Genomic DNA, 26,250 nt, shown 5'->3' with positions numbered 1-26,250 from the left:
ATGTTGATTCGCGGTGCTGGTAATCACAGTGTGTTAACCCAAGTTGTCTCCTACAGCGCCATTATACGACGGGAATGCCACAGACAGAGGATTTGTGCACCATCGCCTCGCTCGGTGCCGGTCCTGGTGGGTGTGATGCGGGTATCGGCCCACATTCGCCGGCAAGGCGGTGAAAGACACTTTGCAGACGATGGTTATGACAGAAAATTAGGTAGCAAGCAACCGGCTCGCTACCTGAAACCTCGGTAAACTATCGAGTATCGGAACGTCTTACGTCACTTACCTTAGGCTGCAACTGCTGCCTGCGCTTGTTGCACGATGCGGCTAAACGCCTGCGGATCACGCACAGCCAGATCGGCCAGCATCTTACGGTCAATCTGGATGTTAGCCTGCTTCAGCGCATTTACCAAGCGGCTGTAGGTCGTACCGTTAAGGCGCGCAGCGGCATTAATCCGCATAATCCACAAGCGGCGAAAATCGCGCTTACGCCGACGCCGGTCGCGGTAAGCATCGGCGAGGGCGTGCATCACTGCTTCGTGGGCCACTTTATAGTGGCGACTGCGGGCGCCACGGTATCCCTTCGCCTGTTTTAACAGTTTCTTATGGCGCTTACGCACCATTGTGCCACGCTTGACACGAGCCATATCTGTTCTCCTTTAGCGGATAGGTCAGGGGGTGGCAAACCGAACCCTGAACTACATCCGAACTCAAACGATTAACATGCTGGTATAACGAATTCGCAGAGATACTACTCTGCGGTAACAGGAACTGTGAGCAAGGTGTAGCCCACAAGCTTAGTCAAGGCCGTAAGGCAAGGCTACTTGCAGCAACCGGCGATTAGCCGGTGAGGTGGGTTGATCCTTACCCCACGCACGTTGTGAGCGGCTAGGCCGATTGCGCTTATTGCCACGCACACCACGCTGTTGCAGAAACTTACCTGACGCCGTTATTTTAAAGCGCTTTTTAGCACCTTTGTGCGTCTTCATCTTCAACTTTGGCATGAATAACTCCTTTACCGCGACCGAATCGGCAATATGCAAGCCGGTCTCGCATTAGTTACCGTCGCCGTCGCTCGCGCTCATCGTCCTCGTTGTCCTCGTCGTCCTCATCTGCGTCGTACTCCTCATCGATGATCTCATCGTCTTCGTCGTAATCTTCATCGATAAGGTCGTCTGCTTCTTCATCCTCCTCAACTTCCTCATCAGGAGGCGGCGTGTCAGATGTTGTGCTGCTGGTTTGAGCAGGGGCAGCACTTGTTGCCGCAGCCTGGCGCTGTGCAGCAGCCTTTTGGGCCTGCTGAGCTGCTTTCAGCACCTTCGCGTTCGGTGCTAGCAACATCGAAAGCACGCGGCCTTCCATCAGTGGTTTTTGCTCGATGATAGCAATATCACTTAACTGTTCGGCAATCTCATCGAGCATCTTGCGCCCGATTTCCGGGTGAGCCACTTCGCGGCCACGGAAGCGCAGGTTAAACTTCACTTTATCGCCGGCCAACAAAAAGCGCCGCGCTTGATTCGCCTTGACAGCGATATCGTGATCATCGGTTTTGGGCATCAGCCGGATCTGTTTGAGTTCCGACTGTTTCTGATTACGGCGCGCTTCACGCTCCTTCTTGCTCTGCTCGTAACGGAACTTACCGTAATCGAGCAGACGACATACCGGCGGAACCGCATTGGGTGCAACCTCAACGAGGTCGTACCCCCGCTCCTCAGCCATTGCCAGCGCCTCGCGTAAGGGGACGATGCCGACCTGCGTACCGTTTTCGTCGATCAGGCGGACTTCACGGGCGCGAATGCGATTGTTGATGCGAAACCGGTCTCTGATAGCGCGACTCCTTCGTCTGGTGAGCGATGACGGTTGTCGTCAGGTCAACCGTCATCGTAACGACTTTCCTCAAGTTAGACGACAATACAACATATCCGTGAACAGATTGCTCACGTCAAGCCTGCATTATACCAGTCTGTAAAAATGCCGTCAAACTGTCGCCGGTAGGAATTGCATACGCCGTCTATCCATGCTATGATGAGACTAACATGGATGCCAGGGGAGCCTGGGGGAGCCGGGCTGAGAGGGTACCTTTGGCTATTGCCACCGGTACCGACCCTCTGAACCTGATCTGGGTTATGCCAGCGGAGGGAGGAGCAGTTCGCAGACTCGCTATCTGAGTCTGTGCGATCGAGTATAACCGTCCTGCCGCGGCAGGGCGGTTTTTTTACCCCTATCGCCGCGCTCGTCCGTTCACTGGCGCAAGGAGGTTGTGATGACGTTCAATGACCGGATCGCCGAGTTGCGAGATCGGGTGCGCCAGCAGCGCCCTCTCATTCACCACATTACCAATTTTGTCGTAATGAACGATACGGCTAATGTAACCCTGCATATCGGTGGGCTACCGGTGATGGCGCACGACCGAGAGGAAGTGGCCGAGATGGTGGCGGCTGCTGGAGCGTTGGTGCTGAATGTTGGTACGCTTTCACCAGATTGGATCGAGGCGATGCTCATTGCCGGCAAGCGGGCAAATGAACTCGGTATTCCGATTGTACTCGATCCGGTCGGGGCTGGCGCAACATCGTTGCGCACGAGTAGTAATCGCCGCCTGCTGGAGACGTTGCAGGTTGCTGTGATCCGTGGAAATTCGGGTGAGATCGGTGCCTTAGCCGGGATGGGTGGTGTCGTGAAAGGGGTTGAGGCGGTCGTTGAGGCCGATGATCCGCTGGCCGCTGCCCAGGCACTGGCCCGTCAGTATCACACGGTGGTAGCCGTGACCGGACGACGCGATCTCGTCACCGACGGATCGCGGGTGTTGGCGGTTGATAATGGTCACGAATGGCTCAAGACGCTGACCGGTACCGGTTGCTCGGCAACAACGGTTATTGCCGCCTTTGCCGCAGTCGAGCGTGATTATCTCTTTGCCGCTGCTGCCGGCTTGGCTTGTTTTGGTTTGGCGGCTGAGCTGGCTGCACCACAGGCACGTGGTCCGGCCAGTTTTAAAGTAGCCTTCTATGATGCGATCTATCACCTCGCAACCGATCAGATTCGGGCAGGTGCGCGGGTAGTCGATCTCAGTACGGAACAGAGTAAGACAGTGGCGCAGTCGTAGTCGTGAGTGGTCGGTATGTGTGGTGCGGTGCCAGCATACCGGCCTTGTGAGGAATGGATATGGCGCTCAGGCAAGCCGTTGATTGGAGTTTGTATGTCGTTACCGATGCCGGTTTCTCCCGTGGCCGTTCGCATGTAGCGGTGATCGAGGCTGCAATTGCCGGTGGCGCAACGGTAGTGCAGTATCGGGAAAAGCAGGCCCCGACCCGACAGATGGTAGCCGAAGCTCAGGTCTTGCGTGAGTTGACGCGCCGCACCGGTGTGCCATTGATTGTCAATGACCGCCTCGATGTCGCGTTAGCTGTTGATGCCGACGGTGTGCATCTCGGTCAAGATGATATGCCGGCGGCGTTGGCCCGTCGCTTGATCGGTCCTGACAAAATCCTGGGTATTTCGGTGAATACGTTAGCTGAAGCTGTGCAAGCGGTGCAAGACGGCGCCGATTATCTCGGTGTCGGGCCGATCTTTGCCACACCAACCAAACCGGATGCTGCACCACCGATTGGTGTAGATGGTCTACGCTTGATCCGTCAGCACGTGTCGTTGCCAATCGTGGCGATTGGCGGAATCAATGCCACGAATGCGTCTGAGGTCATGGCTGCCGGTCCTGACGGGATTGCCGTGGTGTCGGCAGTGGTCGCCGCCGAAGATATTGCGGTTGCGGCCCAGGAGTTGCGTGCGATGGTAAACGCAAGCCGCCAACGCCGTGAAGCTGCGTCAGATTGAGGATACATATGGAAGAGGAGGCGAAATGCCGATGAGCTTGCCACGTTGTCTGACCATTGCCGGTTCCGATTCAGGAGGTGGCGCCGGTATTCAAGCCGATCTGAAAGCTTTTGCCGCCCTCGGTGTCTATGGGATGAGTGCTTTGACAGCGGTGACGGCGCAGAACACCATCGGTGTCCAGGCGGTGTTTGAATTACCGGCGGTATTGGTGGCACAGCAGATCGATTCGGTGGTTACCGATATTGGTGTTGATGCCGTCAAAACCGGTATGTTGGCGAATGCTGAGATTATTGCCGTTGTGGCCGAGAAAGCGCGCACCTACCGCTGGCCGTATCTAGTGGTCGATCCGGTGATGGTTGCTAAAAGCGGCGATCTATTATTACGCCCAGAGGCACGAACCGCACTGATCTCACTCCTGTTTCCACTGGCAACCATTGTGACACCTAACTTGCCCGAAGCAAAGGCGTTAACTGGTCTGAACATCACTTCTGTTGCCGAGATGGAACAGGCCGCCCAGCAGATTCATGCGCTCGGTCCACGGTGGGTGTTGGTCAAGGGCGGTCATTTGGCCGATGATAGCGTTGATGTGTTGTACGATGGCCATGGGTATCGTTATTTCAGTTCATCACGGATCGAGACAAGGCATACCCACGGTACTGGCTGCACGTTTGCCTCGGCGATTGCTGCCGGGTTAGCAAAAGGTTTGTCGGTGCCTGAGGCAGTGCAGGCAGCGAAGGACTACATTACGCTCGCTTTGCAACACGCACCCGGCCTGGGGCAAGGCCATGGTCCGGTGCATCACTTTGCCGCATGGTATAGGTGATGCAGGGGCGGGGGGATGGTGTACGTGCGGTCGCCTGGACCGGTACTATTCGTTGACGAAACAGATAATTAGGCGTATGGTATCCTCGTCGGTCAGCATGTGGCCGACATCTAAGGATGAGGATACCAGCATGCTTGTCAACAACAAAGTCATCGTTGTTACCGGTGGTGGTAGTGGCATCGGTCGAGCGCTTGTTTTGCACCTCCTGACCAAGGGGGCGCGCGTCGCTGCAGTTGATCTGAACCCGACTACCTTACAGGAGACGGCACAAATGGCCGGTTCATCGGCGAATCGGTTGTCTACCCACACGGTCGATATTACCGATCGGGCAGCGGTAGCGGCCCTGCCCGATCAGGTTATCGCGGCTCACGGGGTCGTTGATGGTTTGATCAATAATGCCGGCATCATCCAGCCGTTTCTACGGGTGCCTGATCTTGATGAAGCCACCATCGAACGGGTGATGAAGGTCAATTTCTACGGTACTGTATGGATGACCAAAGCCTTTTTGCCCCATCTCCTCTCGCGACCTGAAGCGCATATCGTTAATGTTTCGAGCATGGGCGGCTTTTTACCGGTACCGGGCCAGACGATCTATGGTGCGGCGAAGGCGGCGGTGAAGTTGTTTACCGAAGGTCTCTATGCAGAATTGCTCACAACAAACGTGTGTGTCACGGTTGTCTTTCCCGGCGCGGTGAGTACCAATATCGTTGCCAATTCGGGCGTGAATCGGTTACCGACGGGGACGACCAATAACCGGCGTGCGCCGACGGCACTTGCACCAGAGCGCGCGGCTCAGATAATTGTTGAGGGTATCGAACGCAACCGGTATCGGGTGTTAGTCGGGAGTGATGCGCGGTTGATGGATCTCCTCTCGCGCCTTAATCCGCAATTTGCGGCGCGCTTTATCTTTCGCCAGATGAAGAGTTTATTGCAGCAATAGCCATCACCAAGCAGTGCTGAAGTTTCTCTTCATGACTTTATAATCATCTGGATAAAGGCACGCGGCGTTAAGTTAAGGGGGTGCTGCTGGTGAAAGGGGTGTCGGTTGACCAGTGTTGTGCAGCGCCTTCGGGACGTGGTTTCAATTCGCCGGGGCTTTGGTTGCCTGGTGTGCTATCAGCGATTGTCGTACCACTACCTTCATCGAAGCGGTAAAGCGCGATGGTGTTTGCATCAATGGCGTGCGGTGTCGTGGGCCGGCTAAATGGGTCGGTGTAACGCACCACGTTTGATATGCGGACATCGTCGAGTAGGCCGTTGTAGTGAAGGCTACCAGTTACATTGTGTTTTTCAGCTCCAAACACAAGGTAGGGATCACTGTTGGGATAATCGGTGGGGCGATTGAGCCGGTAATCGATCCGTCCACTTGGTCCGATCATTGTTGCATCGAGCTGTCCATCAACGAACAAGCGTACTTCTCCGCTATTGGCGCGGGTAACGGCGATATGATGCCAGGCTCCGTCCGTGATGATGGTGTTGCCTTTGAGCAGCCGATCATCGCTATCAACGCTGAATCCGACCACGAGTTTGTTCGCGCAGATGGCAATACCGTAGTCACCATAATCACCTGCCCAAAAGACATCACGATCGATGATAATATTGCCGTAGTACCATCCATCACAATCAGGAGCGGTATTATCGCTGGCGGTGGCTTTCATCCAGAACTCAATCGTCAGATCGCCGCTCACATTGACCGGTCGGGAAGTGGTGAGCTGACCACTGCTATCGATAGTTCCCAGCGGTATCTTGATGCGGTCACGGTCGTCGTTACTACTGCCAAAGAAACGAATGGCATAGCCGGAGCTGGTTGGGGTAGCGGTTGTCGATGTCGTTGCCGGGACGCCGGTCGGCGGTAAAGCGGCGGTTGACGATCCGATAGTGGAGGTTGTAGTGGGCTGCTGAGCTTGCGTAGGAGCCGGCGTATTCACTCCGGCGCTACAGCCGATAATAAGCCCACAGAGGAGAACTATCAAGCCAAGCCGATATTGCAACTATCACCTCCCCTTATAGCGACAAACAACGTCTGTGTCGCTTTTGTACTACGCCGGTCTCTCTGTCTCAATAGCCTGATGGTACCGCCTGTGGCTTAGGGTGCAGGTGTTCGCGCATGATCCGTGCCGCCCGTCGGCCCAATTCGACTGCGTAGTTGGTGCCGCGATCCCACGGATAGACTTGGCTCATGCTAGCCCAATAGAGGCCGGGCAGGGGAGTTGGGATGGGCGGAATGTTGCGGCTATGGTTAACCGGCACAATCGGTTGAGCGTAGAGTTCGCGGTGTAGCCAATAGGCTCGTACCCATTCGCGTTGGAAGGCGGGGTTGATCTGGCGTAGTGCCGGCACAAAGCGTTCGAGCAACCCTTCTGGGGTGAGCCGAAAATACTCGTGGTCGGGGTCGAGATAATCGCCGCAGTAAATCAGATTATCACCGCCATAGCGACTCGGTTCAATAAAGTTCGTATGTTCAACCAGCGCCAGAAACGGGAATTCATCCTTCGGTAGATTGAGCCAGTAGATGCCGTTGGTAAGCGGTCGACGTAGAGCGATAGTCATCACAACTGCACCCATCGAACGCAACCGGTGTAATTGGCCGAGGTAGCCACTCGGGAGATGCGGAACCAGCCGTGCCAACAGTTCTGGCGATCCGGTAACGAGCAGAGCATCATAGTCGGTTGGCGGATGATCACCGGCCAGTACCTGCCAACCGCCGGCAGTTTGGTGAACGGCTTTCACCGGTGTTTGCAGTACAACCTGTACGCCGCGACGGAGGCATGCTGCACATAATGCGTCGGCGAATGCTTGAAAACCGCCGACAAAGTAGCCCAACTGAAAGCTACGTGCGCGAAGTCGTGCCCAGAGCCACGCCATATTGACCTCATCGGCGTGAAGACCGAACTTTCCTTCGAGTAATGGATGCCAGATTACCTGTGCAGCGTTCTTGCCCGAAAAGCGCTCGATCCATGCTGTAGCGGTGGTTTGTTCGAGTTTCTGCCAATTGTTCGTAAGATACTTGAGGTAAAACGCGGTCAACCCAAACCGTAACCGGTCGATGAAGGGTAAGCCGGGAAAACGTAACACCGGCAGCACGCCATCGAGGGCATAACCGCGTCCTCGCCACCATTGAGCCGTCACCGGACTGCGAAAGAAGAGCCGGTCACGCAGGCCGATCTCGTTGGTCAGGGCAATAATGGCATGATCGGTGGTGAAGATATGATGATAAAATCGCTCGAGCGGCCATTCCCACGTCGGATCGCGAAAACCACTGGCTAAGCCTCCTACCTGCTCGCCGGCTTCGTAGATCGTGACCGTATAGCCGTGGCCGGCAAGGTCATAGGCAGCGCTCAGACCGGCAAAGCCCGCACCGATGATCGCAACCTTCATGGCAGAACCTTTTGTGTCGTGATAGCTTCATCGTTGGCCGAGGGGCTTGTTTGAGATTGCAACGCTGCCGCTCGCTCCATATCGCGCCATGTCAGGCTTTGACGCAGCATATACCATGCACCAAGCAGGGTAACCGGCAACCATAACGCAACGTGTAATACCAGCGTATAGCCGGCAGCGATCGCATGGACAACACCGAATTGGGTCAAAATCGCAATGCCGGGCGCATCAAACGTACCGATATATCCCGGTGTGGAGGGGATGGTGGTAACGAGATTCACCACCGCCGTCATGAGCATCAAGACGAGAAACGATACTTCAAACGGAAAAGCATGCATCACAAACCAGTATTTTAACGTTTCACCTAACCAGATCAGCGTTGAGGTCATCAGAATAACCAGCATCTCACGTGGGCTACGCAGCGATTGTAGGCCGATGATGAACCGATCAAAAAGGCCGTGAATACGCGGGCGCAAAAATGGTGGGGCAAAACGATCAACGGTTAAGGTGTAGAGCCGACTCATACGTTGTGGATAAGCAGCGACGGCAATGAAGCCGATCAATGCTACGATAAACATCGCACTAAACCCGATCACGAGGGTGCGGAATGTGTTCGGCAAAGGAGCAAAGGGAAGGGTAATTGCGACGAACAAGAGCATCACCAGACCGTCAAACAGTCGTTCAAGTACGACGGTCGCCAACGAGGCACTCATCGCGATACCGCAATTGCGACGCAGCACATAGCTCCGCAACACTTCGCCGGCGCGTGCAGGGTAGACGTTATTCCCCATGTAACCGATAACCACAATTGGGAAGAGGGAGCGTAACGGCACAAAGGCAATGTGATTGAGCATCGATTGCCAGCGCCACGTGCGCACCCAGACCGTGGCAAAATAAACGACAATGCCCGGTATCAGCCACCAGTAATTCGCCTCGCGCAGTGCTTCCCAGAAATGGACGAGATCGAGACCGTAGAGGGCGACACCGAGGAATATGATACTAATGATGAATCCAAGCCATAATTTCCAGTTTCGCACCGATCTTCCTTATGTTCACCAAGTGGATGTGTGCTAACGAGTCGTTTTGTTCACTGCAGGGTGTTCGTACAGTGAATCTTTGAGCATCTTACCCTTGCTCTGACCGACTGTCAAAGGGGAAGTACCAGCAGGGCAAAGGGCAAAGGGACAAAGGAGTCGATCCGGATATTGCCGTGGTCACTCTGCGCCATCAATCCACTCGATGAGCCACCATCGAGATTAACAGCGATGGTAAGTTCAAGATCGGCGGTCGCTAAAAATTGTGACCATTCCGCAAGGCTAAAGCTGGCGGCGGGCGCAACGATGAGCAGCACATGTCCTTGATCATCGAGCGCGATAGCGCTGCGACGCGCGCGTTGACCATCTTCATCGGTATATGCGGCAGTGCCATCCGAACGTACCAACAGCGGCCATCCTTGAATTGCTTGCTCGAAAACGGTACCGTCGTAGGGTTGCTCGGCCAATGGCCACAGGTGCGGTCTCCCTTCTGCATCAACCGCAAACATTCCACCCTGCTCGACGTAACTTTGGCCAATGATCTGCCGATTACTGATCAGCAAGGCGACCGGCTCACCAGCTCTGTTAAAAAAACCACCGTTAATTGCAGCGACCGCACTGTATTGCGCAGCCCACGCACTCAGCATCCGTGGCGCGGTCGGATCGTAGCCTACTACGAACCGTACCTGCGTTGGATCGACGCGAATAACCTGCACGGATGAACCCGGTGCATCAAGGCGACGGAATTCAATCCCGGTTGTCAGCACTTGCCACTCCTGAACTGTGGCTGTCGGAGAAGCAGGGACGGTGGGCATGAGCGTAGGTATTTGAACCGGTCCGTGCATCGGTGTCGGTGACCCACTACACGCCGCTAACCAGAGGAGGCATAGCAGCCAGTACTTCAGTATGGCGGGCCAGTGCGATCTGAATTGGCAAGAAGGTCGGTAATTAGTCATACTGGTGCGGCTGCCATAGTTCATGCCGTTAACGTAACCATCAGCCGTGTCAGGGGATCGTGCTGATCGGTGTGTTTCCTTACAATAGCTTGGGGCAACTATACCACGCCCTTGTGGGTCACACACCACTGTGCTCATGCACCCGCCATCTATATCCGCTCTTGCCATTCATGAGTTGCCCGAACGCGCTGACTCACCTACCCCAACTGGTGGTACCCCGACCGATAGTACAGGAGCGGTCGTCCGCCAAACACACGTGCATCTACTACTTCGCCGGTAAAGATAGTATGGTCGCCACCGGGCAACGCACTATGCAGGCGGCACTCAATCTGGGCCAACACGCCATTGAGGAGTGGTAAGCCACGCGGCGAGAGGGTAAAACTGTGTGGCGCAAACTTTTCACCATCGTGCATGGCGAAGCGACGTGAGAGGTATTCTTGATCTTCAGACAGAATATTGACGGCGAACTGCCCGGCAGCAGCGATCACATCGTGGCTGGCGGCAGAACGGTCGATACATACGAGCACGAGTGGCGGATATAAGGAAAGCGACGCAAACGAACTGACCGTCAGTCCGGCCAACCGACCTTCGTAATTCGTGGTAACTACCGTCACTCCCGAGGCAAAATGGCTCATCGTTTGGCGAAACAGTGATTCGTCGATCATCGTTTTCCTGCATTACGGCGCGCAGCGATGGCAGCGTGGATCTCGGCTCCAATCGCGTGTTCGGCGCGGGCTTCGTCGTCAAGTAAGAGGAGTTGCGGCACGGTTGGCGAAGGGCCACCGTCACGATTAATCGCAACCATACTAAAATAGCCAGTTGTACAGAGGCGACGGTCGCCGATCAACGGATGTTCGGCGAAAAGGTGAACGCGTACAACCATTGAGCTGCGTCCGACATAAATCACACGTGAGAAGGCTTCAACGATTTCGCCTTGCCCAATCGGCGTGCGAAAATCGATCCGTTCCGTTGAAGCCGTAACAACCGGCAAACGGCAGAAGCGCAGGGCGGCGATAGCAGCAGCTTTATCCATCAGTGCCATCACGTCACCGCCAAACATCGTTCCGTAGCCGTTGGTCTGATGTGGCAAGATGATCTCGGCCATCCGCTCTTCGGCGGCAGCTTTAGCCGGACGATTTTGCATGGTGATGTCATCCATAGTGTTTGCTGAGGTATAGAGCGGCGCTCACCTGAGCGCCGCCGTTGCGATATTCCTCTGTGCGATAGAAGTTGGGGCTGCGTGGTCGGTACCGTTACCCGCCCCATCCCTTCGAGAGTTGCGTCTCTTCGCCGGGTTTACGTTTGGGTAGCCGATAGATAAACCGCACAATCTGGTCGGCGGCAACGAACATAATGATCAGTGCCTGGACTATCTTGATCACGTCGATGGACAGGCTAGCTCGTACCTGCATTAGGCGAGCACCGGTCAGCAAACCGCCCCACAGCAACCCCGAAAAGATAATCCCAACCGGATTAGCACGGGCCAAAAGGGCTACGGCAATCGCGTCGAAGCCGAGGCCGGAAAAGAAATCAGCACTCAGCGCCCCCCGAACACCGATCACTTCAATTGCACCGGCAATCCCGGCCAGCCCACCGGCCAACGCCATCGCCAAAACGATGGTGCGAGGCACGCTCATCCCGGCGTAGCGGGCAGCATTCGGATTTGTGCCGGCAGTGCGCATCTCGAAACCTAGCGTCGTGCGGTAGAGCAGCCAGGCGACGACAAAGACAAGTACGAGTGCTAGCGGAATGCCGAGGTGCAGTACCGTCGAACTCCCAACTTGAATACCGGGTAAGCGAGCTGTCTCAACAATCAGCCGTGACCGGGCACCGGTCGTGTCGGCAGGATCGCCCAAAATGTAGGGTGTCTTACTACGGATGAGCCAGTCGGTCATACGAAGGGCAATGTAGTTGAGCATGATCGTATTGATCACCTCGTGCGCCCCGGTGCGAGCTTTGAGAAAACCGGCAATAGCGGCCCAGGCTGCCCCACCAAGTGCGCCGGCGATCAACGCGGTCGGAATGTGAAAAATCGCCGGCATTTGCAACGTTGTCCCGATCACGACCGCAGCAACAGCCCCGGCGTAGAGTTGGCCTTCTGCACCAATATTAAACAAGCCGGCTTTGAAGGCTAACGCTACGCACAAACCACAGATGATAAACGGTGTCGAACGCACAACCGTATCGGCGATGGCCCGTGGCGAGCCAAATGAGCCTTCCCAGAGGCCAATATAGGCGGCTTGCCAGTCCGCACCGGTAATTCCGATAATGAATGCGCCGACCACCAACGCGCTAAACACCGCAAGGATCGGCACTAGTATTCCCGACCAGCGATCCCAAAAGTGGCGGAGCGCCGAGGGTCGTACTCCTGTTTCGGTGGCTGCTTGCGCCATGCTGTTCTCCCTGACTGCTCGCGCTTAGGCAACAACCGGTAGCGAGCGATCGAGCGTCGCACCGGCCATCAACAGACCAAGTTCTTCGCGTGAGAGTTCGCCGTTTTTCACCGTTGCGACGATCTGGCCGTGATACATGACGGCAATGCGGTCGGCCAGAGACAAAATCTCATCGAGTTCGGCGGATACCAGTAAGATAGCAACGCCCTCATCACGCTTTTTCACGATCTGATTATGGATAAACTCTATCGAACCGACGTCAATCCCACGGGTTGGTTGAGCCGCGATCAGCAATTTCAGCGGGCGGGTAAACTCGCGGGCCACAATCAGCTTCTGCTGGTTACCACCGCTCAGTGAACTAGCCGGTACGTGGATGCTCGGTGTGCGCACATCGAACTCGGCAACCAAACGTGTGCAATGCTCGCTAATGGCCTGATCGTTGCGCACAATCCCGTTGGCAAACGGCGGCAAATAGTACAATTCCAGAACTGAGTTATCGGTCAGCGGGTACGAGGTCACTAACCCGTCGCGCTGACGATCTTCGGGAATATGGGCCACACCCAACTCGCTAATGTTACGTGGTGTAGCGTTGGTCACATCAACACCGGCAATCCGAACAGTGCCGGCTTCACTTGGCCGCAGACCGGTGAGTGCCGCAACCAGTTCGGTTTGGCCGTTGCCTTGTACGCCGGCGATTCCGAGGATCTCACCTGCGCGTATTTCGAGAGTGACTCCACGTACTGCCAACAAATGACGGTCATCGCGCACATGCAAGTCACGGACTTCGAGAACCGGCTCGCCGGGGTGAGCCGGCTGCTTCTCAACTTTTAAAATAACTTCGCGTCCGACCATCATCGCGGCCAGACTCGCTTCAGTCGCTTGCGCCGGGGTCGTTTCACCGACTACCCTACCATTACGCAGCACGATAATCCGGTCGGCAACCTCAAGAACTTCACGCAACTTATGCGTAATGAAGATGATCGAAGCGCCTTGAGCCGTCAGTGTACGCATAACCCGCACGAGATCGTCAGCCTCTTGCGGCGTCAGCACTGCGGTTGGCTCATCGAGAATGAGAATATCGGCGTTTCGATAAAGCGCCTTGATAATCTCAACGCGCTGCTGTGCCCCTACATCAAGATCGGCAACTAAAGCATCAGGGTCAACGGGGAGGCCATACTGGGCGGAGATAGCCCGAATGCGTTCAGCAGCCTGTTTGCGGTTAAGGAACGGGCCGTTGGTGACTTCGTTCCCGAGGATGATGTTTTCGGTTACGGTCATCACCGGTACCAATTGGAAGTGCTGGTGTACCATTCCGATCCCACGGGCAATCGATTCATGCGGATTACTAATCCGGATTGGTTCACCCTTGACAAAGATTTCGCCCTCGTCTTGATGGTACAGCCCGTACAGAATATTCATGAGTGTTGATTTACCGGCGCCGTTTTCGCCGAGCAAGGCCAATACCTCGCCCTTGTGTAGCTTCAGCGACACATTGTCATTAGCGATGACACCGGGAAAGCGTTTGGTAATCCCGCGAGCTTCCAGTACAACTGATCGTTCCTGGCCGTTCTGTGTCACTGGTGACCTCGTGTAACTTGACTATCGCCGATTGAATTGATAAGCACGTCTTGTACAGACAGCGCTGGGGATCGTTTCCGCAGCGCAGATTCACGCATCGGTGCGCACCGGCTTGCCTTGCCGCAGTACGAACGCTCCATTCACGATATATCGTATTGTAGCATATTCTGTCGGTTGCACCGGCAATTGTTCATACACCGAGTTCGGTGCGTAGGGTTTGGAGATGATGTTCAACGGTGGTGATAAGGGCAGCCCGTTCATCTATCGGTAAGAAGGCGGCTTGTGCCGCAGTGCGTGTGATCTGACAGAACTCATCGGCAGTAAAACCGAGATAGGTGACCGCACGGCGAAATTCTTCACTGATCGTGGTCTCGAAGAAGGTGGGGTCATCGGAATTGATCGTGACCAATACGCCGTTATCGTATAACCGACGTAGGGGATGACTCGACCATGTTGGAACCGCTTTTGTGCGAACATTGCTACTCGGACAAACATCGAGCACGATCTGGCGTTCGGTCAGGGTCTGCATCAGCAACGGATCATTCACACTGCGGATGCCGTGACCGATCCGGCTTACTGCGAGGACATCAATTGCGCCCCACACACTGGTCGGCCCAACCACTTCGCCGGCGTGGGCCATCACTCCTAGGCCGGCGGTGCGGGCGGCGGTGAACAGATCGATAAACTCTTCGGGTGGATGACCGATCTCATTCCCACCGATTGACCATCCTACCACACCGTAGGAACGGCATGCGATGGCCGTCTCGAGGATCGGCCATGCAGCAGCGGCACCATACTGGCGGCCATAATCGAGGACCAACCCCACCCGTGGCCCTCCGTATTGCGCAGCACGGGCAAAACCGGCGGCAGTACCGGCCAGCGTCTCGACGAGATCGACGCCACGCCGCACGTGTTGCATCGGTGACAACATCACTTCGGCGTAGACAACACGCTGTGCTGCCAGTTGCATGCCCAGTTCGAAAGCCAGCAATTCAAAATCTTCGCCGGACACGATAGTTGCCGCGAGCGCCATAAATGTATCGAGAAAGGCGTGAAAATCGTCGTAATGGAAGAGTTGCGCCAATTCTTGTTCGGTACTCACGGGAAGAGGGATACCGTTGCGTCGGCTTAGCTCTAGAAAGGTGCGAGGGGCAACGGCACCTTCGAGGTGAAGGTGTAATTCGATTTTGGGCATGCGTTCAATAAAAGCCGCGAGCGCCGGTGTCAGCATGATTTTCTTCCCGGAGTCGGAACGATATTGCGTAGTATTATAGCGTGTCTACGTAAGTTAATTGTTGCTGATGCCGCTCGCTCGCAGCCGTTCGGCAGTATCGTACACGATCAGGGCCTCGATGATCTTATCGAGTTCACCGTCGAGTACTGCCGGCAAGTTTGAGAAGTTTTGACCGATGCGATGATCGGTAATGCGATCTTGGGGGAAGTTGTAGGTGCGAATCTTTTCAGCGCGCTCCCCACTGCCGACTTGAGCCAGCCGTGAGGCACCGATTTCGCGTTGGCGCTTCTCTTGTTCACGCGCATAGAGCCGAGCGCGCAAGACGGTCATAGCTCGTTCACGGTTTTGAATCTGCGAACGGCCATCTTGGCAGGTGACGACTATCTCTTCCGGGGTGCCGGGCTTGTACACGATCCGCACTGCCGAGTCGGTCGTATTCACTCCTTGCCCACCGTGACCAGCACTGCGAAAGACATCGATACGTAAGTCTTCGGGTTTGATCTCGATCTCGGTCTCTTCGACCTCCGGCAACACAGCGACGGTCGCGGTTGATGTATGGATGCGCCCACGTGCTTCGGTTGCCGGTACTCGTTGCACGCGATGTACCCCACCCTCGTATTTCAACTGACTGTACGCACCTTCACCGTGAATCTGGAAAATGACTTCTTTAATCCCGCCAATACCATTTTCGGTAAGGCTATCGACTTCTACCTTCCATCCTCGCGACTCGGCAAAGCGGGTGTACATGCGGAAGAGGTCGGCGGCAAACAAGGCTGCTTCGTCGCCACCTTCACCCTGCCGAATTTCCATAATGACATCTTTCGAGTCGTTGGGATCGCGTGGCAACAAGAGTACTTTCAATTGCTCTTCGAGGGTAGCAAGCCGCTTACGTTGGGTATCGAGTTCCTCTTGCGCCAAAGCGCGCAGTTCGGGATCGTTCTCATCGAGCATCGCCTCGGCCTCAGCAATGGCACGCTGGGCCACCTGGTATTCGCGGTAGGTAGTAACAATATCTTCTAATTCACGCTGTTCACGCGCATACTGCTGCAAGAGGGTGACATTGGTTGCCACCTCGGGCTGAGCCATAAGCTGAGTCAATTCATCGTAGCGCTGAGCAACAGCTTCAAGCTTATCAAACATATGTGACGATTCCTTGGGATGATTTTATCTTTTGGTTAAAAACACTTGCCGGCAAAGCAATGGCTTTTCGTATCACGATCTCTCATGTATTTTTAGATAGTTAGTGGCACAATGCGCGCGTAACCGCATCAGCGCATCGTGCCACCGATAAACGTCTCCTACAAACCAAGAGCGGCAGCTTTCGCCAGCTTCTTGCGGCGATTGCGTTCGGCGCGGCGGCGCTTCTCTTTGCGCTGCTCGCTCTTCGAGATGAAGTGCATCTTCTCGCGGTATGTCTTGGTGATTCGCTCGGCAACGACACCTTTATTGAAGCGACGAATCAGTTGTTCTACCGTTTCACCTTCACGACGTTCAACTCGCATAGCGCTGCTGGATCGGCGGCACGGCACTCACTATCGGCATAGAACTGTCATGCGGCGTGGGGCGTCGCCCAGCTCTATGGTCGTATCCGCGATCCTCTCTCATCACCTCCTTCGTGCTAGATTTGGTGTGCCCCGCAGCAGCGGCAATGCCGTGATCCCTACACCGAAGCAATAGTATACCGGAAGGTTCTCGAAACTGCAACTCTCCAGTTCTAGGACAATTGTCGTAACACAGCACCGCCATACGCCGGGAGCCACACCTTTCCGGCAACGATTTCGGCAGTTTGCGTGACGAACGCTATGTCCCATGTTCCTGCCGGGAGTGGTATGCTACCGGCCTGTGATGAATGATGAAGCGCAACCAACCACGTTTCGCCGTTGGCAGTACATGTATAGGCGAGTTGTCCGTGGTGGTCATCGATGTGGGAAAAGGTGCGCTGACCACGCCAGACGGCCGTTGTAGACCGGCGGAAGGCGCCGAGTCGACAGTAAAATGCCAACAGTTCACGATCTTGGGCCTCACTCCACAGCATCGGTAGCCGTGATTCTTCAGGGTGACCACTGCCATCGGCATGGCGAACATCGAGGCGCTGGCTTAGTCCGACTTCCGTACCGTAGTAGAGAATCGGTGTGTGTGGTAGTGTGTATTGACAGAGGGCGGCGAGCCGGAGCCGACGGGTATCACCACGGACCACCCACAAAAAGCGGTTCATATCGTGATTGTCGAGGAAACTGGGCAAAGCGAAGCCGGTGGGGAAGTATGCCAAATGACGTTGGAGAAAGACGGCAAAGGCGCTGGCATTCATTTCATCGAAAGCGAAGAAACGACGCAACGCTTGCAACAGCAAGAAATCGAGACACCCATCGAGCCGACCGTAATACGAGCGCAGAATGTCGGCAGTATCGACTGCTTCACCGAGCAAGACACAATCAGGCTTGACGGTACGCATCGCAGCCCGAAAGACCGTCCAGAAATCGTGTGAGGGGCCAATGGTGTAGTCGAGCCGGTAGCCGTCTATTCCCTGTTCGAGCCAGTAACGAGCCGCATCGATCATAAATTGTCGCGCCGCCGGATGATCGAGATCGAGTTGTGGTAATTCGTGTACGCCAAAAAACGAGACGTAGCGGTCGGGGTAGCGGGTAAAAATAAACCAATCCCGTTCTGGGCTGGTCGGGTCGCTGATTGCACGTTGGAAGATGGGGTGTTGGTTCGAGAAGTGGTTGGCGGTGAAATCGAGGAGCACGCGCAGGCCGCGATCATGAGCGGCAGCAAGTAGATGTTGCAGATCGATCATGGTACCTAACCGCGGCTCGACGCTGTAGTAATCGGTGGCATCGTAGCCGTGGTGAGACGGTGAAGGAAAGAGTGGGGAGAGCCAAATGGCAGTTGTGCCCAGACTGGCGATATAGTCGAGCTGAGCGGTAATACCGGCTAACGTACCCCCGTAAATCCCCATCGGTGTCGGTGGATCGGCGAATTGCCGACCGGGGCCGGGGTGAAAACGGTCGATAAAGATATGGTAGATCAGCGCTTCATTGAGCCACGCCGGTGTTCCCTCATCGCCGACGCGGTAGGCACACGTGCGGGGACGACGGTAGAACGTGAGGTTGAACTCTGCGCCCATCTCGCGCAGATAGTGATCGCCGGGGCCGGGTTGCCCGATCACGCTCCCATCGCCTTCAGTCGCGCCGATCACTTCGCTGTACCATAGCGAACCCTTGCCTTCACGTAGCCACGCTTCAATCCGATAACGCACGACGGTGCCGGTGGCCTGGGGAGGTAACTCTATCATCCATTCTTCGGCATACCCCCACAGCAAGGTGTCCCACTGACTGGCGATGCGCTGACCGGAAGCTACTGCACTGCCGGGCGCAGGCTGACCACGCTGCCCCGCCGGTTCGCTGCCATCGGTGGTGTAGTAGACACTGACGCAATCGGCAGTAATCGATGGACCAAGAGTCACAAATAGCCGCACCGGCTCACCGGCTTTGGGGGCAGATGGTTCCATACGGTAGCGGTGCGAAATACCGGCCAATTCAGCGCGCACATAACCAAGCCGGCGGCTGTCGGTGGCCATCGTGCCAAAAATAAAATCGGCAGAAACGTGTATCTGTTCCACAGTGATCAATCCTCTAATAGACAGTACTACTTCGGCGACGGTGTAGTGTCGCTATCGAGATTACCCCTTCACGCCACCTAGGGTTAGCCCACCGACGATATACCGCTGCAACAGTAGATAGACAATCGCTACCGGCAGCGACAACAAGATCGAAAACGCAGCGAAACGCGACCACGGAATTTGCCCGGCGTACTGGCCGGTCATATTGTAAAGGGACATCGCCAACGTAAAATCTTTAGGATCGGTAAGGAACTGCCACGACAAAAAGAACTCGGTCCAACCGCCGGCAAAGCCCAGAAACCCGGTCACGGCTAATGCAGGAGTAGCCAGCGGTAACACTATCTGAAAGAAGACCTGATTAGGAGAAGCACCATCGATAATCGCAGCTTCTTCCAGCTCTTTCGGAATCGTATCGAGATACCCCTTAAGGTTCCAAATTGCAAACGGTAGGGCGCCTGATACCATTGCAATGCCGACCCCAAGCAACGAATTGCGCAACACAAACACGTCGCTCCGTGCTGGAGTTAACCCGCCATAGATCAAACCAAGACTGATAACTAAGCCCACCGCGCCGAAGAAATAGTTGCCCGGCCCGGCAGAACCCAAGCGAATAGCCGGAGCAACGGCGAATATGGTCAGTCCAAGGAGCATCAGACCTGCCAGTATCAACACGATACTCAGTATCGCACTACTAATGCGGATACTATTGAGCAGTGCGAAGAGCGGGGCAATAGTAGCGACACTCGGCAGGACGGTAATCGCCAGCACGGCAATCATCATAAACTGACGACCGGGAAATTTAAACCGCGAGAACGCATACGCTGCACTGACGCCGACAAGTAACGAAAATGCCGATACGCCACCGGCAAGGCGAACACTGTTGAAGGCCAGTTCGGCGAAGGTCACCGGATTGGCGGTTGGGCGGTCGAGCACCTGCAAATACGCTTGGAGGGACGCGCCGGGAGGGATCAGGTTTAGCTCGGTAGGACGCGAGATGTTCCGTGGATCGAGCGACATGCTCACAATCCAAAGGATGGGAAACAGCACCGTCGCGGCGATAAACAGACAGATTGCCTGCAAGATCAGTTGCTGCCACCACTGTAACCGACGACCGGCGGAGGTACTGCCTGAACGGCGAGGATGAGCAGTTACACTAGACATCGTAGCTCTCCGTGGCGCGCGAAATCTTGTTGGTAATTAAGAAGATCGGGATCAGCACCAGCGCAATGATTACCGAGAAAGCGGCTGCGACGCCGTAGAGTTGGTTAACGTTGATCAGCTTAAACGCCTGCGTCACCATGATCTCGGTACGACCGAGTGGCCCACCACCGCTCATAAAATAGATCACGTGGAAGAGGTTGAATGTCGTTACAATTCCAACCATTGCAGCCGGAACCATTGCCGGACGTAGCAATGGTAGGGTGATCCGCCAAAACTGCTGCATCCCGGTTGCACCGTCAATACTCGCCGCTTCGTACATCTCTTTTGGGATCGACTGCAACGCACCAGTGGCGACGATGGTCATAAACGGCCAACCGAGCCAAATGTTGGCGATAAGCATTGCGTAATAGCTGAGCGGTAGGCCAATGCCGGGAATAGGGTCTTGGATCTGATTAAACCAGCGGATTTGGACCGGATCGAAGCCAAAAGGGGTGATAATAAGGTTGATCAATTGGTTGATCGAACCATACTGATCATCAAACATGTTACGCCAGACGGTGGCAACCACAATATTGGGTAACACCATCGGTAAGATATAAATAGCACGGTAGATTTTACGTCCCCAAAGACCTTCTACATTCAGCAGGACAGCAATAATGATACCAAGTGCAACGTGAAACCCAACATTTGAGAAGGTCCACCATAGATTAAATGCAAGTAATCGCCAAAAGTCAAAATTACCGCCCAGTCGAGCAACGAATTGGGGGTTGTTGGTAATAATATCGAGATAATTTTTGAAGCCAACGTATTGAGCTGGGCGGTAGTTAGGTGGCGTAGCTCCATTAGGACCGAAAGGGTTGAGGGTTTGCTTGCCCTCTTCTTTGATTACCCCGTAATCGGTAAACGACATCCAGACTTGAAATGCCAGCGGGTAGAAGGTAACGACCAGCATAATGATCAGCGCCGGCAACAGGTAGATAAGCGGGGTACGTAATTGTTTCCACCCCTCACGCAGGGCCGATCGCGACGTCTGGGCCGATGGTGAGGCCAGCTCCGGGTTCGTGATTGCCATATGCAATTCCTCTCGCGGTTGGACTTGGTGCCGATAATGATACCATTGCCGGCCCCTCAGTGTCGAGGAGCCGGCAAGGTACAGGCATTTACTTACCGTTTGCGGTGTTCATCAGCGCACAGGCTTCGGCCACAGCCGCAGCCGGATCGGCGCCACCATCGAGTACCTTCGTCATGGCGTCGCCAAAGGGGCCCCAGTAGTTGTCGAGTTCAGGAATCTGTGGCCGTGGTACACCGGTCGCCGAAGCTTGGGCAAACGCTTGCACTAGTGGGTCGGAAATCTGAACTTTGGTGCTTACCGGCACATGACCGGCCTCGTCGACATATACCTTCATCGACTCAGGGCTGGTCAGGAACATTGCTAATGCGACGGCACCGGCAATGTTTTGGCTGTTGATGCTAACGTAGAAGCCATCAACACCGGTGAGCGGCCCGGCAGGTTTGGTAGCGCCTGGCATCGGTGCCACACCGAGGTTATCGCCTAACACGGCGCGGTAGTCACCGAGTACCCAAGGGCCGTTGATGATCATGTCGGCCTTGCCATCCTTGAACAACGAATCGGCCTGCCCACCGTCGGTCGAGAAGGTGACGGTTGGCACCTCCTTCAACGCCTTGAGGTAAGCGAACCACTCAGGACCACCGACCTGATCGGCAATGCACTTGCCGTTATTATCCATCAGTTGGCCGCCAAATGCCTGCAACCAGCCGAAATTGTGGTAGGCATTCTGGTTGAGCACCAGCGTCTTGCCCTCTTTGACCATGGCCAACAGCTCATCGGTCGTTGTTGGCGGGTTTGTAATCTTGCTCTTGTTGTAATAGAGCGCTACCGCCTTGAACGACTCGGGAATACCGTATAGCTTGCCATTGAGCGACATACCGGCCACACCGGTCGGCGCGACATCGGTCAGCATGCTCTGATACTCGCTGAGATCGGCCAAGACGCCGGCGCGAATCTGGCTACCGAGACTATCGTTCGGGGCGATGAACATATCAGGCCCACCACCGGACGATACTTCGTTGTTGAACTTGTTGAAAATCTGGTCGAATGGGATTTGTAACACATTGATGGTAGCCTGCGGATACGCAGCACGGGCACGGTCGATCAGTAGATTGATGGCCTTCTCTTCGGCGCTGCCGGTTCCGTAGGCGTGCCAGAGCGTGACAGTACCGGTAATCGCCATTCCGCCGGTAGCAGGTTGGCTAGCAGCAGTCGGTTGAGCGGGGGCCGATGTCGGCTGAGCGGGAGTGGGAGCTGAACCACAAGCAGCGAGGAAGGTAGCGAACAGAGCGAGCAGGGTAAGCAGTGAAAACATCGAACGCTTCACAAGTTCCTCCTTTGTTCGAGGCAACAGTGCCTAATCAACCATATAACACCGTTCGAGAGTTGTTGAGTATGTCCATTAACGATCAGATTCGAGCGATAGATCACCTCCCTTTGTATCAAACTTACCGTGCTGCGAGATGTTCAATTGGTGGCGGAGTTTGAGCAGCAAGCGGGTAAGCGTATCGCACTCAGCTTGATCAAGCACCGACCACCGTCGGATAAGCGATTCACGGTGAGCTGCTCGTACCTTTGCCAGATGTAAACGACCCTGTGGCGTGAGAACGATCCGCTGAACTCGCCGATCGGTTGGATCCGCTACTCGTTCAACGTAATGAAGAGCGCACAACCGATCGACCAGGCGCGTGGTACTACTTTTGTCGATCAAAAGATAGTGGCTCAGATCCGACAACCGTACCCCATGGTGCTCATCCAGCAGCAACAGTGCTGCGTACTGGGTAGGATTGAGCTGGAATTGGCGTAATACGCGACGATCGCCATCGTCCAGCAGAACATAAATTTCTTGGATCATACGGTGCTGCTCGATGCCGGATGGCGCCATAGAATTACTTTGTTGTCAATCGAATAGTTGTATTTTGAATTATTGTGTAAGCGATTATATCCCATGAGACAACTGTTTGTCAAGCAGTGACGTTGTACCTCTGCTGCCGAAGCCGATGGGCTTCCCGGTGCTTATCGATACGGTTCAGAAACGGGTATAATATGAATTAGACTCTGTGATAACGATTGTTGTTGGGTTTGTATGACAACCATCACCGTGCGCGATGTTGTGCGATTGGCGTTGCCGGATGGAACCACGGTAGCTGCCGGTACTGCTGGCTTAGGCCGTCAAGTGACTTGGATTGCCACCCTGCGAGCAACATTACCAGCCTTTGCCGAACTTCGCGGCGGTGAACTTGCCTTGCTATCGGTTGCAGCGGCACAAGCGCTTGATCCACGGTTAACGCTGGACGTATTGATACGTCGCTTGGCGCAAGCACCGGTGCCAATTGCCGGGGTGGTTGCCTTAGGTGCCATCACGCCGAGCGATGTGCAGGCGGCGGAGGAAGCCCGGTTACCATTGTTGCAATTGCCCGATGATGCCGATCTACGGGAAGTTGAGCGCGAGATTAAGCGTTTGATTACCGATTATGAAGCGCAGTTTGAACGTCGCGCTGCTCAACTGTACGACTTGCTTACCCAGTGCTCGTTGCAAGGTGGCGGGATCGGCGGGTTACTCGATCTGTTGCACGAGCGGACCGGCCAGAGTATCGCTTGTTATGCTCCAAACGGCGTACTGCGCGCGCAACGTGGGCGTGGTCAGGCGCGGTTGGCGTTGCAGGCTTTGCGCCCAACTGCGCGTGGTGAGATAATGTTGCTCAATCAGCAGGTTTGGGTTGAGCCGATCGGTAATCAAAATGTACCAACCGGCTACGTCGCCATTGCCGGTCCTACGCTTGATCGGTGGGATCAGACGGCTGTGCAGCGGGGTGCGCTGGCGTTGGCGTTAGAGCTGGCGAAGGAACAAGCCGTACAGGCGGCTGAGGAACGGCTGCGCGGTGACTTTATCGCCAGTATTCTGGTCGGTACCTCCGGTGATTTCACCGCCGCGATCCAGCGCGGTCAAGAGCTTGGTTATACGCTGAATATGCCTCATACCGCATTGTTGATACATATCGATGCGGCGAGTGTGGCAACCTTAGGACGTGCGGCGGCCAATATTCAGAGTGAGTTGAAGCACCTCAATATCAACGCGCCGATCTCGCGTCGTGAGAGTAGTGTGCTTTGTATGATACCGACGGTGAGTATCGCCCGAACGCGCGAGTTGGCCGAGCAGTTACGCGAACGACTGTTGCCAGATCACCCCAATCTGGTGATAGCGATGGGTACGCCGGTAGCGCATTTGTCTGAATGGCGACGTTCGCTCGAAGAGGCTGAGCAAGCGTTGAGTCTTGGACGCCAGCTTTTTGGCAATGATCGCGTGTTGGCTTTTGCCGATCTTGGTGTGTATCGCTTGTTAATCCGTTTGCGTGAGACGCCTGAACTGTGGTCGTTTTATCGTGAGACGTTGGCTAGCCTTGCGGAGTACGATGCACGCCAGCACGCCGATCTGATCAAGACTCTCGAAGCCTATTTTAACCATCTCGGTAATCTGCGGGCAACTTCTGAGGCGTTATACATTCACCGGAATACACTTCTTTATCGTCTTGAACGGATCAAAGAAATTAGCGGGATGGATCTCGATAATGCTGAAGAGTATTTTGCCTTATGGTTGGCGATCCGTGTCCATCGTATCCTGGCGACCCTAGACGATGGATAATGGACGCACAGGTCGTATCATTTGCGACGGTGCCTGTGTGTCTGCGGAATCGTCAGCCACAATCATTACGGGGCGCGGTCTTTCCCTACGATCACCACAATCTCAGCCTCGCTCACGATCCCCGGCGGTGCATCATTCACCAGATCGGCGTTAAGTACTTGGGCAAGGCGACGGGCGGTAAAGGGGGCATCACCGACCTGATAGACGATAGTTCGTGGGTAGTCTCCTGGTGGCGCATCGGCCGGCATGAGGACGGTAAACCCGTGCGCCTGTAGCTCGTCACTCGTCCACCGTGCTAGCCCCTTCACACCGACACCGTTGAAAACTTGGACTCGTGCCTGTTCGCTCGCTTCTCCCGGTGGGGTTAACCACCGGTCGACGAGTGTAGCTATGTCATTGGAATCCCAAATCAGGTTAGTGCCGTTCGTAGTGACACCCACCTTGCTCGGTTCAATCCGATAACGCCCGATCAGGGCCGGATCGAGGGTCATGGCGATATGCCCTAGCGCCAGTAGCGTATCAATATTCGACAACGGCAAGGTTGTGATGATGGCCGGTGTTGTGCCGTTGCCGGTCACAGCTTGCAGGACTCGTGGCAAGAGGAGGACACGCTCGACCCAGTTGCGTTGGCGAATCTCTTGCATAATTGCCTGCACAACCTGTTGCTGACGTTCGGTGCGACCAAAATCGCTATCGGCGTGGCGGGTACGAGCGTACATCAGCGCACGAGCACCGTCCATTCGTTGTAGGCCGGGTTCAAATTCAACCCGCATCATGCCGTAATCGGGTGTGGGGTAGGCATCGTCAACGATCCGTCGGGGGACATCAATGGTTATCCCGCCAAGCGCATCGATCAGGGCGGCGAAGCCATCGAAGTCGATCTGAACAATGTAATCAACCCGCATGCCGCGCTGATCGAGGTTGAGGAAGGAACTAACCGTCTCGGCGGCGAGGGCCATACCCCCCTGCTCCGGTGTAACTCCCTCACCGTACAGGTCGACGGCATGCCGATAACCGTAGGCATACGCAGCATTGATCTTGCTCGGTCCTCGCTCAGGGAGATCGATTTGGGTATCGCGTGGGATCGAAAGCAAATTGATCCAACCTTTCCTCCCGTCTAATCGTACTAACATCAACGTGTCACTACGTACCCCGTCTTCAGGACGGTCACGACGGATGTCTACCCCGACTACCAGAATGTTTGCTCCCAATAGCGGTGAGGCCGATGCCGACCCGCGTGGATCGGCGACGACAATCTGCCGAGCCAATTGGTGGATCTGCCAGTATCCGATGCCTACTACGGCCACCATCAGTATCGCCAGACCGAGAATAATTCGACCAAATAACCGGTACCAGCTTGGGGGAAGTGTGCTCGGTGGTGATGAACGACGGTGTTGTTTGGGATCAGGTGTACGCCGCATAACTACCGTTGTATCGGTGTAAGGTGAGTGGCCTGAAGGTGGTTGATTCGGCATAGATATACTCCATAGCCAGGTGAATGTTGGAACGCTAGCACGTGTCAATAGACAGATCGTCT

General features: G+C 55.2%; 25 protein-coding genes and 1 riboswitch. Of the genes, 5 read left to right on the top strand and 20 right to left on the bottom strand.

All coding sequences use genetic code 11. The features are described 5' to 3' along the window. Positions 1–284: 284 nt before the first annotated feature. The 3 genes from rplT to infC form a co-directional block, all read right to left on the bottom strand. On the bottom strand, positions 285–644 hold the full coding sequence (gene rplT, locus ACP5OT_RS09020; RefSeq protein ID WP_287904416.1) for a 50S ribosomal protein L20: 360 nt from the start codon (positions 642–644) through the stop codon (positions 285–287). Positions 645–794: 150 nt separating this feature from the next. Next, complete coding sequence (locus ACP5OT_RS09015) at positions 795–1,001, bottom strand: large ribosomal subunit protein bL35 (RefSeq protein WP_287904413.1); 207 nt, start codon at positions 999–1,001, stop codon at positions 795–797. A gap of 55 nt (positions 1,002–1,056) precedes the next feature. Beyond that, on the bottom strand, positions 1,057–1,806 hold the full coding sequence (infC, locus tag ACP5OT_RS09010; protein ID WP_424674523.1) for a translation initiation factor IF-3: 750 nt from the start codon (positions 1,804–1,806) through the stop codon (positions 1,057–1,059). A 226-nt stretch (positions 1,807–2,032) separates the two neighbouring features. Next, positions 2,033–2,155, top strand: a riboswitch (TPP riboswitch). A 105-nt stretch (positions 2,156–2,260) separates the two neighbouring features. Between infC and thiM the strand changes: the two genes are divergently transcribed. The 4 genes from thiM to ACP5OT_RS08990 all read left to right on the top strand — a co-directional run bounded on the left by thiM (position 2,261) and on the right by ACP5OT_RS08990 (position 5,585). Then, complete coding sequence (thiM, locus tag ACP5OT_RS09005; RefSeq protein WP_424674497.1) at positions 2,261–3,097, top strand: hydroxyethylthiazole kinase; 837 nt, start codon at positions 2,261–2,263, stop codon at positions 3,095–3,097. A 59-nt stretch (positions 3,098–3,156) separates the two neighbouring features. Beyond that, positions 3,157–3,822, top strand: a complete 666-nt coding sequence (gene thiE / locus ACP5OT_RS09000; RefSeq protein ID WP_424674496.1) for a thiamine phosphate synthase — start codon at positions 3,157–3,159, stop codon at positions 3,820–3,822. 31 nt (positions 3,823–3,853) lie between these two features. Then, positions 3,854–4,645: a bifunctional hydroxymethylpyrimidine kinase/phosphomethylpyrimidine kinase gene (thiD, locus tag ACP5OT_RS08995; RefSeq protein WP_424674522.1), complete on the top strand. Its 792-nt coding sequence runs from the start codon at positions 3,854–3,856 to the stop codon at positions 4,643–4,645. Between the two features lie 130 nt (positions 4,646–4,775). Beyond that, positions 4,776–5,585 carry an SDR family NAD(P)-dependent oxidoreductase gene (locus tag ACP5OT_RS08990; protein WP_424674495.1) on the top strand — a complete coding sequence of 270 codons (810 nt, stop codon included), beginning with the start codon at positions 4,776–4,778 and terminating at the stop codon, positions 5,583–5,585. A 67-nt stretch (positions 5,586–5,652) separates the two neighbouring features. Here the strand turns inward: ACP5OT_RS08990 and ACP5OT_RS08985 are convergent, their stop codons facing one another. From ACP5OT_RS08985 to ACP5OT_RS08910, 16 genes are all read right to left on the bottom strand, one after another. Next, complete coding sequence (locus ACP5OT_RS08985; RefSeq protein WP_428131944.1) at positions 5,653–6,636, bottom strand: LamG domain-containing protein; 984 nt, start codon at positions 6,634–6,636, stop codon at positions 5,653–5,655. Positions 6,637–6,703: 67 nt separating this feature from the next. Next, positions 6,704–8,023 (bottom strand): NAD(P)/FAD-dependent oxidoreductase, encoded by a 1,320-nt coding sequence (locus ACP5OT_RS08980; RefSeq protein WP_428111265.1) that lies wholly within the window; start codon positions 8,021–8,023, stop codon positions 6,704–6,706. Continuing rightward, positions 8,020–9,060, bottom strand: coding sequence for a lysylphosphatidylglycerol synthase transmembrane domain-containing protein (locus ACP5OT_RS08975; protein WP_424674492.1), 1,041 nt, complete (start codon positions 9,058–9,060; stop codon positions 8,020–8,022). Before ACP5OT_RS08975 ends, ACP5OT_RS08980 begins: the two co-directional genes overlap by 4 nt. Positions 9,061–9,170: 110 nt before the next feature. Beyond that, positions 9,171–9,824 carry a phosphodiester glycosidase family protein gene (locus tag ACP5OT_RS08970; RefSeq protein WP_424674491.1) on the bottom strand — a complete coding sequence of 218 codons (654 nt, stop codon included), beginning with the start codon at positions 9,822–9,824 and terminating at the stop codon, positions 9,171–9,173. 386 nt (positions 9,825–10,210) lie between these two features. Beyond that, complete coding sequence (locus ACP5OT_RS08965) at positions 10,211–10,678, bottom strand: flavin reductase family protein (protein ID WP_424674490.1); 468 nt, start codon at positions 10,676–10,678, stop codon at positions 10,211–10,213. After that, positions 10,675–11,172, bottom strand: a complete 498-nt coding sequence (locus tag ACP5OT_RS08960) for an acyl-CoA thioesterase (RefSeq protein WP_424674489.1) — start codon at positions 11,170–11,172, stop codon at positions 10,675–10,677. The genes ACP5OT_RS08965 and ACP5OT_RS08960 overlap by 4 nt, the downstream gene beginning before the upstream one ends. Positions 11,173–11,266: 94 nt before the next feature. After that, positions 11,267–12,406, bottom strand: coding sequence for an ABC transporter permease (locus ACP5OT_RS08955; protein WP_424674488.1), 1,140 nt, complete (start codon positions 12,404–12,406; stop codon positions 11,267–11,269). Positions 12,407–12,430: 24 nt separating this feature from the next. Next, entirely contained in the window at positions 12,431–13,984 is a 1,554-nt protein-coding gene (locus ACP5OT_RS08950) for an ABC transporter ATP-binding protein (RefSeq protein WP_424674487.1), read from the bottom strand. Positions 13,985–14,174: 190 nt separating this feature from the next. Further along, complete coding sequence (gene add / locus ACP5OT_RS08945) at positions 14,175–15,215, bottom strand: adenosine deaminase family protein (protein WP_428111261.1); 1,041 nt, start codon at positions 15,213–15,215, stop codon at positions 14,175–14,177. A 57-nt stretch (positions 15,216–15,272) separates the two neighbouring features. After that, positions 15,273–16,358, bottom strand: coding sequence for a peptide chain release factor 1 (prfA, locus tag ACP5OT_RS08940; RefSeq protein WP_424674485.1), 1,086 nt, complete (start codon positions 16,356–16,358; stop codon positions 15,273–15,275). Between the two features lie 158 nt (positions 16,359–16,516). After that, positions 16,517–16,720 carry a 30S ribosomal protein S21 gene (gene rpsU, locus ACP5OT_RS08935; protein WP_012256396.1) on the bottom strand — a complete coding sequence of 68 codons (204 nt, stop codon included), beginning with the start codon at positions 16,718–16,720 and terminating at the stop codon, positions 16,517–16,519. 212 nt (positions 16,721–16,932) lie between these two features. Next, positions 16,933–18,840 carry an alpha-amylase family glycosyl hydrolase gene (locus ACP5OT_RS08930; protein ID WP_424674484.1) on the bottom strand — a complete coding sequence of 636 codons (1,908 nt, stop codon included), beginning with the start codon at positions 18,838–18,840 and terminating at the stop codon, positions 16,933–16,935. Positions 18,841–18,900: 60 nt separating this feature from the next. Next, entirely contained in the window at positions 18,901–20,001 is a 1,101-nt protein-coding gene (locus tag ACP5OT_RS08925) for a sugar ABC transporter permease (RefSeq protein ID WP_424674483.1), read from the bottom strand. Next, complete coding sequence (locus tag ACP5OT_RS08920) at positions 19,994–21,073, bottom strand: carbohydrate ABC transporter permease (RefSeq protein ID WP_424674482.1); 1,080 nt, start codon at positions 21,071–21,073, stop codon at positions 19,994–19,996. The genes ACP5OT_RS08925 and ACP5OT_RS08920 overlap by 8 nt, the downstream gene beginning before the upstream one ends. 88 nt (positions 21,074–21,161) lie before the next feature. Continuing rightward, entirely contained in the window at positions 21,162–22,397 is a 1,236-nt protein-coding gene (locus ACP5OT_RS08915; RefSeq protein ID WP_424674481.1) for an extracellular solute-binding protein, read from the bottom strand. Between the two features lie 75 nt (positions 22,398–22,472). Further along, a complete protein-coding gene (locus ACP5OT_RS08910) occupies positions 22,473–22,925 on the bottom strand; it encodes a MarR family winged helix-turn-helix transcriptional regulator (protein WP_424674480.1) in 453 nt (150 codons plus the stop codon). Between the two features lie 231 nt (positions 22,926–23,156). Here ACP5OT_RS08910 and ACP5OT_RS08905 point away from each other — a divergent pair, with 231 nt between their 5' ends. Continuing rightward, a complete protein-coding gene (locus ACP5OT_RS08905) occupies positions 23,157–24,713 on the top strand; it encodes a PucR family transcriptional regulator (protein WP_424674479.1) in 1,557 nt (518 codons plus the stop codon). Positions 24,714–24,778: 65 nt separating this feature from the next. On the opposite strand, the gene ACP5OT_RS08900 is transcribed toward ACP5OT_RS08905, so the two are convergent. Beyond that, entirely contained in the window at positions 24,779–26,188 is a 1,410-nt protein-coding gene (locus tag ACP5OT_RS08900) for an LCP family protein (protein WP_428111256.1), read from the bottom strand. Positions 26,189–26,250 lie beyond the last annotated feature (62 nt).

It is taken from the genome of Chloroflexus sp., from assembly GCF_049970315.1.
In the GTDB taxonomy this organism is placed as follows: Bacteria; Chloroflexota; Chloroflexia; order Chloroflexales; family Chloroflexaceae; genus Chloroflexus.
The sequence above is the reverse complement of the archived record's forward strand: the minus strand, read 5'-3'. Positions and strand labels throughout refer to the sequence as shown.